Consider the following 16,338-nt stretch of genomic DNA (forward strand, 5'->3'; position numbering starts at 1 on the left):
CAAGGCCTATGAGTTCTTGGGGGTTGGCGTCAAAGTCAGCGACCACCTGTGCCAAGCAGTCGTAGCCGCGAACCTTGGCTCCACTTACTAGCTGTGCTTCAGCGAGATTGGCACCTGCCACAACAAATTCCTTGTACCCGGCAGACAACGCGGCAAGAACTGCGGGCAGGACTCCCCGGACCGCCCGCAACCGTCCATCAAGTCCGAGTTCAGCAAGGAAGACAGTGCTGCCGGTTCGCCGAACATCGCCCGCAGCGTTGAGGGCAGCCATAACAATGGCCAAGTCAAAGCCAGAGCCCTTTTTAGGTAGAGAAGCTGGTACTAAATTGACAGTTATTTTACGCCGACTCAATGGAATCCCAGAGTTTTGCGCCGCCGATCGAATCCGCTCCCGTGCTTCTGATAATGAGGCATCTGGGAGTCCTAGGAGAATAAAGTTGGGCAGGGTCTGGCCAATGTCGGCTTCAACTTCTATGACGTGGCCATTTAAACCAACCAGGGCCACGGCAAGGGCACGCCCCATCCCCATCAGGCCACGCCCTTGAGATGGTCAATGCTGGGTGGGCCCGAGTGGTCCATGATGATGCCAACAGCGTCAATTCGCACGGTACCAATGACGTGTTGGTGTTCGCGCGCCCACAACACCGCCAAAGTTCGTAGGCGCAACAGTTTAATCCGTGTCAACGCTTCAAGCGGATCCCCATACCGCCGCGACCTGCGTGTCTTGACTTCAACTATGACGAGTTCATTTCCATCAAGGGCAACAAGGTCAATCTCACCGCTGGCACACCGCCAGTTACTATCAATCACCCGGATACCGCGGTCCTCCAGATAATCAGCTGCCACCCGTTCACCGGACTGACCCAACGCATCTTTTGCTCTCATAACAGCCTCCAATGTCAGCTTGGCTCGCATTGGATGCCAGCAACAGTGCCAGGACACCGATTGTGGATAGTCTCACCAATCGCAGCCCCCTGTGGGGGAACAAATCACCCCAGAACGCACGAAGCCGGTGACCCGCCCACCAAGGCAAGTCACCGGCGTCGTACTCGGGTTTAGTGAACCAGAGTTAAGCGAGTCAGAATCTAGTTAACAGCGCTCGCCCGGACAAGCTCGACACAGCGCTCCCCAATCATCATGGTGGTGATGTTGGGGTTAACGCTAGTCAGCTCCGGCATGACAGAACCGTCAGCCACGCGCAGCCCTGTGACACCCTTGACCCGCAACTCCGAATCTACCGGGGCCAGTGCGTCATCATTAGCACCCATGCGCACGCTTCCGGCCGGGTGGTAAACAGTGTTGTGCGTGCGGCGGATGTAATCTGCAATCTCTTCATCGCTTTGCACATCCTTGCCCGGGTAGAGCTCAGTTCCCGCCCACTCGGACATGGCCGGCTGAGAAATAATGTCTCGGGCCCGGCGGATACCCGCGATCATGACGGTCATGTCATGGCCCGCCTCATCCGTGAAATAGCGCGGATCCACCTTGGGTTTGTCGCGGAAATCCCGGCTCGCCAACTTGACAGTGCCCCGCGATTTAGCGTGAGTGACGTTTGGAGTGAGGCAGAATCCGTTCTCAGTCGTGGGGTAGCCCTGACGCAGTGTGTGCATATCGAACGGTACGGAACCATAGTGCATCATCAAATCCGGCCGGTCCAACCCACTGCGCGTCTGTGAGAAGATGCCAATCTCCCACCACTGTGTGGATTCCTCCACCATGGGCTTCTTCGCCTCCCACTGGATGACAGCTTCGGGGTGGTCCTGCAGGTTCTCGCCAACTCCCGGCGCGTCCACGCGCACTGCGATGCCGTGCTCACGCAGTTGCTCGCGCGGGCCAATGCCTGAGAGCATCAACAATTTCGGTGTGTCAATGGCCCCGGCGGAGACAATAACCTCGCGGTTGGCTTTCAACGTGTGAGTGCGGCCAAAAGCCGAATCCACCACATTGACACCCGTGCACTTGTTCGCCTCGTCAAAGGTTAGTTCGCGGGCCCGCAGATCAGTGAGCAACGTAAAATTCTTCCGGTCCATGATCGGATGAATGTAAGAAACGGAGCTGGATGCGCGCGTTCCATCTGGCTGACGGTTGATTTGGAAGAAGTTCGCACCATTGACAACAGTGACATCATTATTGAACTTCGCCCGAGGAATTCCGGCTTGTTCACACGCATCCAGCAGCGCGACCCCACACGGATCAGCTGCGGGGACATTCATAATCTTTACCGGTCCGCTGTCTCCATGGTGCGCGGCGTCGGGGCCAGCATCCTCATTGCTTTCAAGCTGCTTGAACAGACGGTAGCCCATCTTCGCATTCCAACCTTTGGCACCGTACACCCTCTCCCAGTCATCCAAATCTTCACGCGGTGCCCAAAAAGCGATGCAGGAGTTATGGCTGGAACAACCGCCCATGACCCGTGCACGGGCATGGCGCATAAAGGAATTGCCGTTCTCCTGTTTCTCAATGGGGTAATCCCAGTCAAGCCCGGATTCCAAAAGCTCCATCCACCGATCAAGTTGGAGGATCTCAGGCAGTTCGCGGTCGTCAGGACCTGCCTCCACTAGAGCCACCTCGACGGCGGGATCTTCGCTAAGGCGGGCTGCCACAGCGGCTCCGGCCGAACCACCACCAATGACAATGTAGTCAAAGTCGCGGTTGGCTGCATCTTCAATCATGCTCATTGTCTAGTTCTCCTCCTGGCTGGGGCTCGAGCCGTGGTCAGCGAACCAACCGGTGACTTGCGGGTCAAGGTTCTGGTAAATATGCTTTGCTTCCTGGTACTCGCCCATGCCTGTGGGGCCAAGTTCGCGGCCCACTCCGGACTGGCCAAAGCCACCCCATTCAGCCTGCGGGAGGTACGGATGAAAGTCGTTGATCCAGATAGTTCCGTGACGCAGACGCCCAGCAATACGTTGAGCCCTGCTGGCGTCTTGTGTCCAGACTGCCCCGGCCAGGCCGTAGATGGTGTCGTTACCTAGGGCTACTGCCTCGTCCTCAGTGCGGAAAGTTTCAACGGTGATGGTGGGTCCAAACGCCTCATCAGTGAGCACAGACATACCGGAAGTGACCTGGTCAATGACAGTGGGCAGGTAGTAGTGCCCCTCGGCCTTGGGCCCTTCGATGCCGGTGTCCTTCACCGCACCGCGTGCAGCACCGACCTCGGCAGCCGTAGCGGGGCGTCCACCGCAGCGGATTCGAGCACCTTCTTCTCGGCCCTTGCGTACGTAGCCATCAACTTTTTCCAGGTGAGCTGCCGAGATGAGCGGACCGGTTTCGGCGTCCTCATCATAGGGTCCGCCTAGGCGGATGCCGTTTGCACGACGCACCAGTTCAGTCACGAAGTCTTCGGCTATGGATTCCTCCACCAGCAGGCGGGCGCCAGCTGAGCATACTTGCCCTGAGTGAACAAAGGCCCCGTTGAGCGCGTTATCCAGTGCAGCATCAAAGTCTGCATCTGCGAAGATCACGTTCGGGTTCTTGCCGCCGAGCTCCAGCGCAACCTTTTTTACGGTTCCAGCAGCGGAAGCAGCAATGCCGCGTCCTGTGATCAATCCGCCGGTGAAGGAGACCATGTCTACATCCGGGTGGCTTGACAGCGGTGGGCCAACGTCAGCACCGGCTCCGGTGACGAGGTTGGCAACCCCTGCCGGCAGTCCAAGTTCATCCAGAACATCCAGCATCAAGATTGCTGTGGATGGGGTCAGTTCGGCTGGCTTGAGAACAAAGGAACATCCGGCCGCCAAGGCCGGAGCAATCTTCCATGCCGCCTGAAGCAGCGGGTAATTCCAGGGTGTGATCATGGTGCACACACCGACGGGTTCGTACACAATACGTGAAAGTACGTTGTTATCCGAAGCATCGACAATGCGCCCGGCATCTTGGCCTGCCAACCGTCCGAAGTACTCGAAGCATGCGGCAATGTCATCCATGTCCAGACGGCTTTCGAGGATCCGTTTGCCTGTATCTTCGGATTCGGCGCGAGCAAATTCTTCCTTCCGCTCCCGAAGCCGAGTGGCTACTTTGAGCAGGAAGTCTCCGCGTTGCGGTGCAGGCACTGAAGACCACACGCCGGAGTCAAATGAAGTGCGGGCTGCTGCAATAGCCCGTTCGGAGTCTTCTGCCGTTCCTTCCGAAACGCTCGCCACCAGCCGTCCATCAGCGGGGCAGAAAATTTCGCGGGTCCCGCCGGCGGCGGCAGGTGCCCAGGCGCCTCCGATGAACATGCTTTTGGCCCTAGTGTTGGTCGGCTCCACATGGTTTTTTTCGGTCATGGTGTTTCCTCATCCAATCCGTTGTTCGGTGGTGTGGTTGCGACATTTGCGGGAAGGTCATCAACAGTGTCAAAGTCTCCCTCCCAGTCCGTCTTAGCTTCGCTGGCTTCAGCAATTTTGCTGACACCGGTGGCTCCGCCGCTTTGGTGCAGGAAGGCCACATGTACTTCATAGTGGTCAAGGACATCAGCAATGACCTGTTCCCTGTTGGAGCCAAAGAGGTTATAACCATGGCTGCCTTCAAGGGAGAACACTTCCATACGGTAGTAGTGCTCCGTTTTTACGGAGGACTTGGCATAGGAAGGCACTTCTTGCTGGACAGGATAGACCTGGTACTTGAAAGCCCTCTCCTCGCCAAGATGAATAACCAGGTCTGCTGTCCCAATACCTGTTGGTTCCACGGTCCCGAAGTCCAACGTGGCTTCAATGCCCTGGGCAGTAAATTCATCCCGAACCTCAGCCAGAGCCGGGCGGGCAACCTCCTCCATGAATTTGTGTGCTTGCCGCCTGCCGGGATAGTTGACTGCTCGTGCCAACCGTTGTTTCCAGCTTCTGCGGTTCTCGGGGCCTGAGCCACCGGCTCTGGAAGAGAGCACACCATGAAGTCCGGCGCGGTAGCTGCCTGCTAGCGCACTCTCCACCCGAAGCGCCTTGAATAGACCCAGCATGATGAACAGCAACACCACGGAGAAAGGCAGGCCCATGATGACCGTAGCGCTTTGCAGCGTGCTGACACCACCCACCAGAAGCATCGATAGCGTCAGTAGCCCGGTGGCCATTGACCAAAAGACACGAACCCATTTGGCGCCGTCGGCCTCTGGATTTTTCAATCTCGAAGTGAAGTTAGCCATGACCAGGGCCCCGGAGTCGGCACTTGTGACATAGAAAAGCAGGCCGGTAAACGTTGCTATGGCCGCCGTGAAAGTCACCCCGGGGTATTGGTCAAGCATCGTGTAGAAGCCGCGCTCGGGAGTATTCATGGCTAGTTCGCCAAATGCTGTGTTGCCACTACGAACTACGTCCAGGGCACTGTTACCGAAGATTGAAATCCACAGCAGGATGAAGGCGAAAGGCACCACAAGTACTCCACCAACGAATTGGCGAATGGTGCGTCCGCGTGAGATACGTGCCAGGAACAGGCCTACAAACGGGGCCCAGGCAATCCACCAGGCCCAGAAGAACAAGGTCCAGCCGTTAAGCCACTCATCCGGACGGTCGTAGGCAAACGTGTTCAGCGCCATGCTCGGGAAGCGGGAGATGCTGTCACCAATGTTCAGTACGATCCCATCGAGCAGGTAGCCGGTCTTGCCTGCGATGAGAACAAACACCATCAAAGCAATACACAAGATCACGTTGAGTTCAGAGAGCCGGCGAATTCCCTTTTCCACTCCGGTCAGTACGGAGATGGTTGCCATAATGACGGCAACGGCGATCAAGACTATTTGGATACCAGTATTTTCCGGGATGCCGAACATGAAGTACAACCCAAAGTTCAGCTGTGCAACACCGATTCCCAAGGAAGTGGCGATACCAAAAATTGTGCCCAGCACCGCAGCAATGTCAACGGCATCACCTATGCGGCCGTGAATACGTTTGCCGAGGATAGGAAATAGCGCCGAACGGATGCTCAACGGCAGGTTGTGACGGTAGGCGAAATAGCCCAAGGCCAGGCCCATCAGTGCGTACAGCCCCCATCCGAGGATGCCGTAGTGAAACAGGGTCCAGGCCAAGGCTTGACGGGCAGCCTCAACGGTGCCACCCTCTCCAGCCGGCGGCGCCAGAAATTGTGCAACAGGCTCTGAGACCGAGAAGAACATCAGGTCGATCCCAATGCCGGCGGCAAACAACATTGCTGTCCATGTGAACAGGTTGAAAGTTGGCCTCGAGTGGTCAGGCCCTAGCCGGGTCTTGCCAACCTTGCTGACGGCTACGGCAATCACGAAGGCCAACACCAGGACAATCACTAACGAGTAGTACCAGCCGAACGTGGAACCGACCCATCCCACCACGCTGTTAATGATGTAATCGGCGCCCTCCTGATCAATGATGGCCCAGAGAGCGATGGCCAGCACACCACCTGCGGCCCCAAAAAAGACTACTTTGTTGATGCGGTCTCCGCTATCACCATCGTCCGTATTTTCAGTGGATACAGCACCTGTGCTCTTGGGCGGGGATTCGACACTTTTGTTTCGACTCATGATTGCATCGTAACAAGCACCCGCAGCTGAGTTCGTGCTTCCGGACATGTTACTGCCAGGGTTTTAGGATGAATATCACATCCTAATGTGCTAAACGCTGACTAAATGGCCCTCTTCCGAGTCTTCCTCAATACCGGGAAGGCCGTGGAGGCGTCATTATCTCCAACCTCACGGGGCTAGGACGACGGCGGGACTTAACTAAGCGGTCCCAGCTGGCTGTCCTTGGGGACCCGCAGGTCATCAGATTTGATCAGTTCCTCGACGTTGACGTCCTTGAAAGTGATGACTCGCACGTTCTTCACAAAACGGGCTGTCCTGTACACGTCCCAGACCCAGGCATCCTGCAACGTCAGATCAAAGTACACCTCGCCGTCAGCTGACCGTGCCTGTAAATCCACATGGTTAGCTAAATAAAATCGTCGTTCCGTTTCAACCACATAGCTGAACAGGTTCACCACGTCGCGGTACTCGCGGTAAAGCTGCAACTCCATGTCAGTTTCGTAGTTTTCCAGATCCTCAGCGCTCATGCTTCCATCATCCATCACGAACACGCACTTACCCAACGGGCCCGGGAGCAAAGTCATCTCAGCACGGCGACCTCCACGGCACTGATTAGACTAGACGCCAGCTTTTGCGGTGGTGGTCTGTGGGACCTAGTTGAGCAATAGCAGCCCGGTGACTGACTGTTCCATAGCCCATATTCGACTCCCACCCGAACGCCGGGAACTCTTGGGCGAGCTGGCTCATCATGCCGTCGCGTTCAACCTTGGCAAGGACACTAGCCGCGGCGACTGACAGGCAGGTCAGGTCCGCTTTAATGCGAGTCTGGACCTGCCAAGGTGCGGGTGGTCCCTGCGGGGCAGCCGTTGCAAAAAGGCCAAGATCTTCATGGACAGGCTCAGAGAGCCAATCTTGGTTGCCATCCAAAATAACAAAATCTGGCATCAGTACTGCAGCAGCTTGTGCCATGGCCCGTTGGCCAGCTAAACGCAGTGCACTCACAAGGCCCACAGCATCGATTTCGTGGGCGGCCGCATGCCCTACGGCACTAGCCTGCGCCCAGTCCACAATTGCTGGAACGAGCGCCTGGCGCACAGGAATGCGAAGGAGCTTACTGTCTTTAACCCCTGGTAGCTCGCTGGCCGAGGCTGGGCGAATAATGACCACTCCTACACTGACGGGACCGGCAAGTGAGCCACGCCCCACTTCATCGCACCCCGCAACAACCGCAAACCCGCGAGAGGCAAGTTCGCGTTCCCACTCAAGAGTGGGTGCAGTAGCAACCATTACTGACCTGCTGGTACGTGCGCCGCAGAGCCCACACTTGAGCTCGTTGGATTAGGGACTTCGTTAAAAACCTCCGGGTGGTTGCCCAGGATCCCCCAATGGGTCACGGGCCAGGCAATCACAACAGCACGGCCTTCCACATCGGCAATGGGGACAAAGCCGGTGTTGTTGTAGCTGTTGTGGTAGCGGGAGTCTTGGGAATTGTTGCGATGATCGCCCATAACCCACAAATGCCCCTCGGGAACGGTAACTTCGAAGGTAGTCTCCGACGGTGAAGCACCGGGAAACAGGTACGGTTCGGTGATGGCTTGGCCGTTAATACTCAATTTTCCATCAGCGTCGCAGCACCTGACTTTGTCCCCTGGCATGCCAATCACGCGCTTGACGAGGTGCTGCTGTGAGCTATCCGGTGCCAAACCAATGAAGGTCGCCACCTTGCTCACCCAACCAAGGGGACTCTCAGTTGTAGGCTCTGGCTTGAGCCAGTTTTGGGTGTCTTTGAAAACAACAACGTCTCCGCGTTTAAGTGCAAATGGTTCCGGCACCAGCAAGTTCACGAAGATCCGGTCATCGACCTGCAGCGTGTTTTCCATCGACCCAGACGGGATGAAGAATGCCCGGAACAAAAATGTTTTGATTAAAAATGACAAAACAACCGCGATCACAATGATGATCAACAGTTCTTTGCCCCACGACCACGCCTGGCGGCCAAGACGGTCAACGAGCGTCCCATCGCCGTTGGTGCTGGTGCTGTTGGTGCCATCAGTGTTGGTGGCGTTGGTGGCGTTGGTGCTGTGCCGACCCGCAGTTGAGTGCCGTGCGTGCCCGCTCCCGGTCTCGTGAGCGTCCGTGGGGCTCTGCGAGCTAGCGGAGTCGTGGGGCACGTGTGCCTCTGTAGACTCTTGGGACCCGGCGCCGTGGGGTTCGGCGTCATGGGGTTCGGCGTCATCGGATTTCTCCGGAACACTGTCTTGGATCAACGTAAATTTCCTTAGCAAAGTCAAGCATAAATGTGTCTTGGCGCACCGCTGACGGCGCGTAAACTACGAACGACTCAGCTCTTAGGGCGCCGCATCGCTGTTGCTGTCGATGACGTGCAACCGGTCCAACGGCCACACGGTTGCACGTGGGGAGCCAATGACTTTTGAAGTGGAGATCAACCCGCCACCGGGAGCACCCAACAGTGAACGCGAATCCAAAGACACGCTTCGGTGATCGCCCATAAGCCACAATTTACCCTGCGGAACGCTCACAGTGAACGTCACCACGCTGGGCTCATCCCCCGGATAAAGATAACTCTCGGTCACAGGCACCCCGTTAATTTCCAGGAGACCATCAGCCGAACAACATTTCACCGTATCTCCAGCCACGCCCAGCACCCGTTTTACATAAACGTTGTCATTGGGCACCAGACCAAGCCACTGGCCAGCACCCACCACCCCGTCAGCAAGTGGGCCAGCACCGGATTTCCAGGGTGTGAAGGAACCTCGCCCGTCAAAAACAACAACATCCCCACGCTCAATAGGCACCTTTGCAAAAACGGTCCGAGAGACTAAGACGCGGTCACCAGTTAGCAGCAGTGGCTCCATTGATTCTGAAGGAATGAAGTAGACATCCACCCAGATGTTGCGGACCAACGCCAAGAAAACAAAGATGATGGCAACTGCCAAAACAACGAAACGCCAGCCCAGTTTCCTGGTCTGGCGTTTCGCTTGAGTCAAAGTGCGGTTCCTTTTTTTACTTGGCGGGAACGTTGTCGCGCTTTTCCTTGATCTTTGCTGCCTTGCCACGCAGGCTACGCATGTAGTAGAGCTTAGCGCGGCGTACATCACCCTTGGTGACAACTTCAATCTTGTCCAGTACCGGGGAGTGTACCGGGAAGGTACGCTCAACACCGCAACCGAAGGAGACCTTGCGGACCGTGAAGGTCTCGCGGATGCCGTCGCCCTGGCGGCCAAGGACAAAGCCCTTGAACACCTGGACACGTGAGCGGGAACCTTCAATGATGTTCACGTGAACGTTGAGGGTGTCCCCGGCACGGAAGGCGGGAATGTCGCTGCGCAGGCTGGCTGCGTCAACAGAATCGAGAAGATGCATTTTCTCACTCCAGGTAAACGCCACAGGTCATTTACTTTGTGTCACGATTTTCATGGACGGCACAAAGCCTGTCATGGGAATCGAAAAAATTGGACCGGATACCTCGATTGGATCACCGGTGTGCCGCCCTGTTGGCTAGTGTTCCCCCTGTGGCAGGAACACGCCCAGTAGGCACATCTATTCATTTTGCCACAGATGGCGACTCAATAACTAATTCAGTTCGGTACGCACCATGGTCTCACTACGCCTGGTTCATTCGTTGTCGCGGCGAACTGCTCTTCCCTCGACCACGGCGTAACCCAGGTCCCACAGCACGTTTCGATCCGCTTTACTGAAGTTGGAGACATCAAGGGCGTCAATCAGGTCCGGACGTCGCTGCGAAGTTCTACGCAGCTGGAGTTCTTTGCGGAATTTGGCGATCTTTCCGTGGTTGCCGCTAAGGAGCACCTCGGGGACCTCATGATCGCGCCAGCTCGAGGGTTTGGTGTAAACCGGGTATTCAAGCAGCCCATCGGAATGGGATTCTTCAATAAGTGACTCCGGGTTTCCCACCACGCCAGGTATTAGGCGTCCGATGGCCTCAACCATGGCCAAGACTGCCACTTCGCCACCGTTGAGAACATAGTCTCCCAAGCTGACAGGACGCACCGTGTATTCACTGGCGGCCCAATCAAGTACGCGCTCATCAATGCCCTCATACCGTCCGCAGGCAAAGACCAAGTGCTCTTCACCGGCCAACTCGTAGGCAAGCTTTTGGTTAAACACTTCCCCGGCAGGTGAAGGCACAATCAAGGTGGGCCGAGCGGCGTCGGACACGGCCGAGACAGCGCTTATGTCCTCCAAAGCCTGCGCCCACGGTTCGGGTTTCATAACCATCCCCGCGCCACCACCATAGGGGGTGTCGTCAACGGTACGGTGCCGATCCGCGGTGTAGCTGCGCAGGTCATGGACAACGAGCTCCAGAATTCCCTCGGCGCGGGCCTTGCCAATAAGGCTCAGGTCCAAGGGCGCCAGATACTCGGGGAAAATACTCACGACGTCAAAACGCATTATTTGCCGCTGTTTTCTGTGCCATCTAAGTCCGCAGCCTCGCCGGATTCATCGCTCGCTGATACTTCTTTATTAACGCTAAAGAGGCCAGCGGGAGGAGTCAGCAAAACGAAACCTTCTTCGATATTCACTTCCGGGACTATCTCATCCACGAACGGAACCAGAACTTCATCCCCCTCATTGTCTTGCACAATCAGCAGGTCCTGCACGGCCTGGGTGCGCAAGCCAGTGACCTTGCCAACCTTTGCATCGCCAACACGAACCTCAAGGTTCAGCAGCTCGTGTTCGTACCAGGCGTCGTCGTCCTGGTCATCTTCGGATTCAAAGTACAAGGTGGCACCACGCAACAATTCTGCTTCATTGCGGGTGGTGGTACCTTCGAAACCGAGCAGGAGAATGTCCTTGTTCCAGCGCGAGCTCTTGACAGTCAGGACTCCCAGCGTTGCCGGTTCAACAACGAATTCGGTGCCGACGGCAAACCGGGAATCAGGGGCATCGGTGAGAACCAATGCCGTCACTTCTCCACGGATACCGTGGGGTTTGCCAATTCGGGCAACCTGAACCTGCATGGGGATTCCTTACGTATTTATATAATGATGGGGAAAAAATTTGGCCCCGTCACCATTATGGTGCCGGGGCCAAACATTTGGCTTAGCTGCTGGAAACTTGCTTTAGTTCGCGCTAAGGCGATACCAAGTTCCGTGGGACAGGTTAGCGGCGACGGTCCGTGTCAACAACGTCAACACGCACCGGTTCACCGTTGGCCAGTGCAGCTACCACTGTGCGCAAAGCACGTGCGGTGCGGCCCTGTCGGCCAATAACCCGGCCGAGGTCGTCTTGATGAACGCGCACCTCGAGGGATTCCCCGCGGCGATTGGTCTTGACGCTCACCTGCACGTCCTCGGGAGAGTCAACAATCCCGCGGACAAGATGCTCCAGCGCTTCAGCCAACAAGTTACTCGGCCTCGGTGCTCTCGGGCGCCTCAGCGTCGTCGGCCTTCTTGGCCTTCTTGGTGATGGCTTCCTTAACAACAACGTTCTTGGCCTCAGGAGCAACGAATGCTTCCTTGGGGGCCTTGGTCTTCAAGGTGCCTTCGGCGCCCTTGATGCCCTTGAACTTCTGCCAGTCACCGGTGATCTTCAAGATCTTGGCAACAGGTTCAGACGGCTGAGCGCCAACGCCGAGCCAGTACTGCGCACGGTCGCTCTTGACCTCAATGAATGAAGGCTGCTCGGTCGGGTGGTACTTACCGATTTCTTCGATCGCACGGCCATCACGCTTTGAGTGTGAGTCCATGACGACGATGCGGTAGTACGGTGCACGCATTTTACCAAAGCGCTTAAGGCGAATCTTTACGGCCACTTTTGTGGTTACTCCTGGTTCGAAAAAGGGGCGAATTCCGTGTCACGCTCCCGTGGGGCGGGCCGATCTTCGGATTTCTAAGGACACGATCATCAAGTGGAGAGAGGGGCCACACGGATCGAGTACATCTTTATTATGCCAGAAAAACTTTGCTACATGGAACGTGTTGCGTTCTGATGCCCACGTGTTGTTCATCATGGCACCGCATTTACGCTCTTGGGCGGCCGCGGCGAGGTCCTGACATCCGTGAGTTGCCACTTACGGTGCCGTAACGGGCGATCTGGACACCATAAGTGGCAACTGGCGAAAGAAAATTCGTGGCGGCGCCCAGAACTACTCGGCGGAGTAGAAGAACAGACCCATCTTGGCGTTGTCTTCGGCCGCCGACATGGCAGCAACCGCCATACCCGTCAAAGCACGCAGCAACGGCTCGGTTACCGCAGGAGTGGATTCCATCTCTTCGGCCTGGGCCCATTGTGCGGCAAGATCCACAACATCCTCGGGATCCTCCGGGGCGTTCAGCTCTGCAAAAACTTCAAGGAGCGCATCAGGAACAGCAAACAAATTATCCAACTCAATATCCACAAGACTCAGCTCTGCAGCCACTCCTGTTGCATGGACCTTATTGACGGCAAACTCACCGAGTACTTCAAACTCGAAGTCACTCAGGCCGGGAGTGGGCAGCACGGGCACGTCCATGGCAGGTGATTTTCCAGCCTGTCGCGCCTTGGCGCGAGCAACCGCCTGGTGGTGGTCGGCAATGAAGAACTCTGAGTAATTGGCCACGCACAAGCCTTTCAAGTTGGGTTCCGGCACTGAAATGTTCCGGGGAAGCCCCCGTATTTGGTTCACGGCGAGCTCCGGAACCAACCCTAACTTGAATCTGCTTTGTCCACAGCCCCGGCCTCACCGGCTGAGCTAGGTTACTTGGGAGACACGTAGCTTTACTAGCGCTGGTTCAGGTCAACTCTCATGACAATTCGTCGACCCACAGCGGCCATTTGAAGTTCGCGTTCGTGCTGAAGACGGGCTCTCATTTCGCCTTGCCACTGCCCCGATACAACCTCCGCGAACCCGCAGCTTGCATAAAAGGGCCCGTTGAAAGGTATTTCGGCAAAGGTACAGAGCGTCATGGACTTGAAGCCAGCCTCCGCCGCCCATGCCTTTGCGGCCGTCACTAATGAACGGCCAATACCCTGCCGTGCGAACTCAGGACTGACAGAAAGTTGTTCCAGGTGGGCTTGGCCATCCACGATTTCTAACTGCACAAAACCAACCGGCGGACGCCCGGCCACCATGATGTGAAACGCGTCAGCATAATCTGCCGGCATGCCCAGAGGTGCAAAGTTGGCAATGGACAGGGGTGGCTCCAGCGTTTCAAAGGCATGGTCGGCTTCCGCCTCGACGGCAGGCAGCAAGGCAAACTCGCTCAGAGCTGCCGGACGAATTTCAAACATAGAGCGATCCTACCGACATGACAGCCATCTCCCTGCGCCGCGTATTGGTGCGCCGCATATTGGTGCATCGTGATATTGGTGCACTGTGAAGAGCAGAGCGGTTACGCCGGCGTCAGCGGTCATCTGTGGTGGCCAGCGTCTGCTCAGCAATATACTCTGTGATTATTTGAACACCTTCGGGGTGGTCGTGCGGGCGGTGTCCACCAGGTGTCATCCGATGCATGGCACCCGTTGTGGTGAGATACTCGGCTATTTCTTCGTAGAGGGGTTCCCAGCCTCCTGTTAGTACAAGAGTGGGTACACCGGGAACTATGTGCAACGGCGCATCCCACAACGGGGCCTGTAAGTGAACACGCGCCGCGGTTCTGGCTGAGGATTCTGCCGGTGCTAGGCGCGTCATTCCCGTTGAACTGTGAACCGTACTGTGAGCAGTGCTTTGCCCAGCATTACCTGGGCCCGTCATGGCACCGGTTAACCGTCTGAACTCGGCAGAAAAGGCAGTATCTGTCAGTTCCGCACTTCGGGCAAACAACGGTTCCACAAGTTCACGGTATGCAGTGGTTGCAGGCAGTTCTGCCGTCAGCGACAGTAGCGCAGGTTCCACCAAAACTAGCGACCGGATTAGATCGGGACGCTCCACAGCTGCCATCATGGCGGCGACAGCACCCTGGGCGTGGGCCACCAGATGGCCGCCCCTTCCCAACGCATCAATGACAATGCGGGCGTCGGCGGCGAAGTCGCCGGCGACAGGGAACTCTACGACGTCAAAACCGGTCCGCTTGAGAAACAAACAATCGTAGTTCCCGGCGAGGGTGTGTTGAGCGGGCCAGGCAGCAACCCCATAACCATCCATGCCATGCACAAACACAATACGGGTTTTACTCATTGATGCAGGCTACCGGAGGCCACTGACAAAGTGCCCCATTTTGGTGCCCGAGCAGCACAAGGTTGGTGCGTGAACAGCAAAAGGCCCCGTCCGGCGCGTCAGTAACAGAGGTGTTACTGACTTCCGAACAGGGCCTTGCAGGTAGCGTGGCTTACTTGCCGAGGAACTTCTCAAACCCCTTCGGCAGGTTCAGGCTAGCCGGATCAAAGTCCTCGGCGCCCGCACCAAATGCGGCACCCGTGGGCAGCGACTTGGGCGCACTGGCCTTCTCCGCAGCAGCTTTCAACTCTGCGGCAGCCTTGGCCGGGTTGCCGGAGCGTGCCTTCTTCTTGGGCCCTTGCTTGCCCTTGCGTGCACTGCTGAATCCGCCCGGGCCCGCAACACCTGGCATACCGGGAATCCCGCCACCCTGAGCCATCTTCTTCATCATTTTCTGAGCCTGCCCAAACCGTTCCAGAAGCCCGTTGACCTCTGAAACGTGAACGCCGGAACCCTTGGCTATGCGGGAGCGGCGGGAGCCGTTCATGATCTTGGGCGCCACACGCTCATGAGGTGTCATGGAACGGACAATGGCCTCAACGCGGTCGATCTCGCGCTCATCAAAATTCTCAAGTTGTTGGCGCATGTTGGCGGCACCTGGCATCATCATGAGCATTTTCTTCATGGAGCCCATTTTGCGAATCTGCTGCATTTGAGCCAGAAAGTCATCGAGGGTGAAATCTTCCTGGTCGGCGAACTTCTTCGCCATCCGCTCAGCTTCGCCCTTATCCCAGTTCTTTTCAGCCTGCTCGATGAGCGTGAGCACGTCACCCATGTCAAGGATGCGGCTGGCCATACGGTCTGGGTGGAACAGCTCGAAGTCATCCAGTGACTCACCCGTTGAGGCAAACATGACGGGCTTGCCGGTGATGGAGGCAACGGAGAGCGCAGCACCACCGCGAGCATCGCCGTCCAGCTTGGTCAGAACAACACCGGTGAAGTTCACACCTTCGTTGAACGCCTGAGCCGTGTTAACAGCGTCCTGGCCGATCATGGCGTCTATAACAAAGAGGACTTCATCTGGGTTGATGGCGGCGCGGATGTCTGCAGCCTGCTTCATCAACTCTGCGTCGATACCAAGACGTCCGGCGGTGTCAACAATGACGACGTCGTGAAGTTTGGCCTTTGCCTCAGCCAGACCGGCCATGGCGACGGCTACAGGATCACCGGTGGCACTTTCAAATTCGCTGCTAACACCGGGGTGCGGGGCAAAAACGGGGACACCCGCGCGCTCACCGTTAACCTGGAGCTGTTTGACAGCGTTGGGACGCTGCAAATCCGCTGCAACCAGCAGTGGGCTGTGCCCTTGGCCCTTGAGCCACTTGGACAGCTTTCCGGCGAGGGTGGTTTTACCCGCACCCTGCAAACCGGCCAACATGATGACGGTGGGCGGGTTTTTAGCCAAGTTAATGCGGCGGGTTTCCCCACCAAGAATGGCAACGAGTTCCTCGTTGACGATTTTAACGATCTGTTGAGCTGGATTCAGCGCCTCATTGACCTCAGAGCCCAGCGCGCGCTCACGCACTTTGGCTGTGAACTCACGAACCACCGGCACGGCAACGTCGGCATCCAAAAGGGCTCGACGGATCTCGCGCACTGTGGCATCGACGTCGGCTTCGCTTAGCCGGCCTTTGCCACGGAGGTTCTTGAAAGTTGCTGTCAACCGATCAGATAGGGAGTTGAACACGCGCCG

17 protein-coding genes and 1 pseudogene are annotated in these 16,338 nt (G+C 56.8%); all 18 read right to left on the reverse strand.

Annotated features, from left to right (window positions below; all coding sequences use genetic code 11):
* Positions 1 to 10: 10 nt before the first annotated feature.
* Positions 11 to 529, reverse strand: a pseudogene (locus tag QMG40_RS17365) (magnesium chelatase domain-containing protein); the annotation flags it as partial.
* Complete coding sequence (locus tag QMG40_RS03105; protein ID WP_283527790.1) at positions 529 to 885, reverse strand: YraN family protein; 357 nt, start codon at positions 883 to 885, stop codon at positions 529 to 531. The pseudogene QMG40_RS17365 and the gene QMG40_RS03105, both read right to left, overlap by 1 nt.
* A 200-nt stretch (positions 886 to 1,085) precedes the next feature.
* Positions 1,086 to 2,678: a GMC family oxidoreductase gene (locus tag QMG40_RS03110; protein ID WP_283527792.1), complete on the reverse strand. Its 1,593-nt coding sequence runs from the start codon at positions 2,676 to 2,678 to the stop codon at positions 1,086 to 1,088.
* Between the two features lie 3 nt (positions 2,679 to 2,681).
* On the reverse strand, positions 2,682 to 4,268 hold the full coding sequence (locus QMG40_RS03115; RefSeq protein WP_283527794.1) for an aldehyde dehydrogenase family protein: 1,587 nt from the start codon (positions 4,266 to 4,268) through the stop codon (positions 2,682 to 2,684).
* A complete protein-coding gene (gene betT / locus QMG40_RS03120; RefSeq protein ID WP_283527796.1) occupies positions 4,265 to 6,466 on the reverse strand; it encodes a choline BCCT transporter BetT in 2,202 nt (733 codons plus the stop codon). Before betT ends, QMG40_RS03115 begins: the two co-directional genes overlap by 4 nt.
* 194 nt (positions 6,467 to 6,660) lie before the next feature.
* Entirely contained in the window at positions 6,661 to 6,993 is a 333-nt protein-coding gene (locus QMG40_RS03125; protein ID WP_283527798.1) for a DUF2469 domain-containing protein, read from the reverse strand.
* A gap of 85 nt (positions 6,994 to 7,078) precedes the next feature.
* Positions 7,079 to 7,753: a ribonuclease HII gene (locus QMG40_RS03130; protein ID WP_283527800.1), complete on the reverse strand. Its 675-nt coding sequence runs from the start codon at positions 7,751 to 7,753 to the stop codon at positions 7,079 to 7,081.
* Positions 7,753 to 8,733 carry a signal peptidase I gene (lepB, locus tag QMG40_RS03135; RefSeq protein WP_283527802.1) on the reverse strand — a complete coding sequence of 327 codons (981 nt, stop codon included), beginning with the start codon at positions 8,731 to 8,733 and terminating at the stop codon, positions 7,753 to 7,755. Before lepB (QMG40_RS03135) ends, QMG40_RS03130 begins: the two co-directional genes overlap by 1 nt.
* An 81-nt stretch (positions 8,734 to 8,814) precedes the next feature.
* Entirely contained in the window at positions 8,815 to 9,474 is a 660-nt protein-coding gene (gene lepB / locus QMG40_RS03140; protein ID WP_283527804.1) for a signal peptidase I, read from the reverse strand.
* Positions 9,475 to 9,490: 16 nt separating this feature from the next.
* Complete coding sequence (gene rplS, locus QMG40_RS03145) at positions 9,491 to 9,850, reverse strand: 50S ribosomal protein L19 (protein WP_283527806.1); 360 nt, start codon at positions 9,848 to 9,850, stop codon at positions 9,491 to 9,493.
* A 252-nt stretch (positions 9,851 to 10,102) separates the two neighbouring features.
* Complete coding sequence (trmD, locus tag QMG40_RS03150; protein WP_283527808.1) at positions 10,103 to 10,900, reverse strand: tRNA (guanosine(37)-N1)-methyltransferase TrmD; 798 nt, start codon at positions 10,898 to 10,900, stop codon at positions 10,103 to 10,105.
* Positions 10,900 to 11,469: a ribosome maturation factor RimM gene (gene rimM, locus QMG40_RS03155; RefSeq protein WP_283527810.1), complete on the reverse strand. Its 570-nt coding sequence runs from the start codon at positions 11,467 to 11,469 to the stop codon at positions 10,900 to 10,902. Before rimM ends, trmD begins: the two co-directional genes overlap by 1 nt.
* 142 nt (positions 11,470 to 11,611) lie before the next feature.
* Positions 11,612 to 11,854, reverse strand: a complete 243-nt coding sequence (locus QMG40_RS03160; protein WP_283527812.1) for an RNA-binding protein — start codon at positions 11,852 to 11,854, stop codon at positions 11,612 to 11,614.
* A gap of 1 nt (position 11,855) precedes the next feature.
* A complete protein-coding gene (rpsP, locus tag QMG40_RS03165) occupies positions 11,856 to 12,263 on the reverse strand; it encodes a 30S ribosomal protein S16 (protein ID WP_283527814.1) in 408 nt (135 codons plus the stop codon).
* A gap of 333 nt (positions 12,264 to 12,596) precedes the next feature.
* The gene (locus QMG40_RS03170) at positions 12,597 to 13,049 is read right to left on the reverse strand and encodes a hypothetical protein (protein ID WP_283527816.1); all 453 of its coding nucleotides are present in this window, start codon (positions 13,047 to 13,049) and stop codon (positions 12,597 to 12,599) included.
* 161 nt (positions 13,050 to 13,210) lie between these two features.
* A complete protein-coding gene (locus QMG40_RS03175; protein WP_283527819.1) occupies positions 13,211 to 13,720 on the reverse strand; it encodes a GNAT family N-acetyltransferase in 510 nt (169 codons plus the stop codon).
* 112 nt (positions 13,721 to 13,832) lie between these two features.
* Positions 13,833 to 14,606, reverse strand: coding sequence for an alpha/beta fold hydrolase (locus QMG40_RS03180; RefSeq protein ID WP_283527821.1), 774 nt, complete (start codon positions 14,604 to 14,606; stop codon positions 13,833 to 13,835).
* Between the two features lie 151 nt (positions 14,607 to 14,757).
* A complete protein-coding gene (gene ffh / locus QMG40_RS03185; RefSeq protein ID WP_283527823.1) occupies positions 14,758 to 16,332 on the reverse strand; it encodes a signal recognition particle protein in 1,575 nt (524 codons plus the stop codon).
* Between the last annotated feature and the right edge of the window lie 6 nt (positions 16,333 to 16,338).

Origin of the sequence: Arthrobacter antibioticus, from assembly GCF_030063205.1 — a bacterium.
Taxonomy (GTDB): Bacteria; Actinomycetota; Actinomycetes; order Actinomycetales; family Micrococcaceae; genus Specibacter.